Consider the following 1,212-nt stretch of genomic DNA (forward strand, 5'->3'; position numbering starts at 1 on the left):
CGGCTCGCCGCCGCAAGCCGCCACCCGCTCGCCCGCGTTGGTTCGCGGCTTATGCGGACGGCCCGCCCCTCGCCGACGTGCGCGAGGACAGCGGCGAGGGCGTGCGCGCCACGGTGGACGGCGTCGAGGCGCGCCTCGGCAGCCTTGCCTTCTGCCGCGCCCAGGCCCCTGCCGATATGCCCGCCACCTGTTCGCTCATCGCCGTGCGGCACGGCGAGCGCACCCTCGTGATGGGCGTCGACCAGGAGCTTCGGCCCGACGCCAAGACCGTCGTCGACGCCCTCAAGGCGCGGGGTCTCGACGTTGTGATCTTCTCGGGCGATCGCCGGCGGCGGTGGCGCCCGTGGCCTGCGCGCTCGGCATCGGCCGCTTCGAGGCCGCCATGAAGCCGGCCGACAAGATCGCCGCCCTCGATCAGCTCAAGGCCGCGGGCCGCAGCGTGCTGATGGTGGGCGACGGGGCTCAACGACGCCCCGGCGCTCGCCGCCGCCGCGGTCTCGCTCTCCCCCGCCACCGGTGCCGCTGTGACGCAAGCCCATGCCGACGCCGTGTTCCTGGGCCGGCGCCTGCTGCCCGTCCTGACGGCGGTGGACGGCGCGCGGGTGGCGGCACGGCTCATGCGCCAGAATCTCGGGCTCGCGATCCTCTATAATTTCATCGCGGTGCCGCTGGCCATCGCCGGCTTCGTCACCCCCCTGGTGGCGGCGCTCGCCATGTCCGGCTCGTCGATCCTCGTCACGCTGAATGCCTTGCGCGCGGCGCGGCCCGGCCGCAAGGATGAGGCCGCCGAAGCCATCGCCCTCAAGGAGGCGACCGCATGAACGTGCTCGTCTATCTGGTGCCGCTTGCGCTGCTGCTCGGCCTCGGCGGCCTCTTCGCCTTCCTGTGGAGCCTGAAGAGCGGCCAGTACGAGGACCTTGACGGGGCCGCCGTGCGCGTCCTGTCCGACGACGACCTCGCCAAATGAGACCGGCCGCGAGCGCCTCCGCACCGCGCGCGGGCATGCTGGTCTGCGTGTGCGACCCGCAGCTCGACGTGCCCGCCAACGACAATGCCCGCGGACCCGCAGGCCTCGTGCCGCTGGCGCTGGGCTTCGCCTTCGCGGTGCTGGCGCAGACGGTGGCCTCCGCCGCGCTGCCGCTCGCCGGCGCCCAGCTGGCCCCGCGCGAAGGGCTGGCGACGCTGCCGTTCGCCGCCATGCTGCTGGGCGCT

2 protein-coding genes and 2 pseudogenes are annotated in these 1,212 nt (G+C 73.9%); all 4 read left to right on the forward strand.

Annotation, left to right across the window (positions count from 1 at the left end; all coding sequences use genetic code 11):
- Positions 1-386 (forward strand): annotated as a pseudogene (locus AC2W7M_RS25830) (hypothetical protein); the annotation flags it as partial.
- 138 nt (positions 387-524) lie between these two features.
- Positions 525-821, forward strand: coding sequence for a hypothetical protein (locus tag AC2W7M_RS25835; RefSeq protein WP_486135988.1), 297 nt, complete (start codon positions 525-527; stop codon positions 819-821).
- Complete coding sequence (gene ccoS / locus AC2W7M_RS25840) at positions 818-967, forward strand: cbb3-type cytochrome oxidase assembly protein CcoS (RefSeq protein ID WP_121621486.1); 150 nt, start codon at positions 818-820, stop codon at positions 965-967. The genes AC2W7M_RS25835 and ccoS overlap by 4 nt, the downstream gene beginning before the upstream one ends.
- A 35-nt stretch (positions 968-1,002) precedes the next feature.
- Positions 1,003-1,212, forward strand: a pseudogene (locus tag AC2W7M_RS25845) (hypothetical protein); the annotation flags it as partial.

It is taken from the genome of Xanthobacter sp. BG11Y11_SDJG (genome assembly GCF_057364445.1).

Coding starts and splice junctions, on each gene's coding strand:
- ccoS (WP_121621486.1), top strand. CDS start 818: ATGAACGTGCTCGTCTATCTGGTGCCGCTTGCGCTGCTGCTCGGCCTC.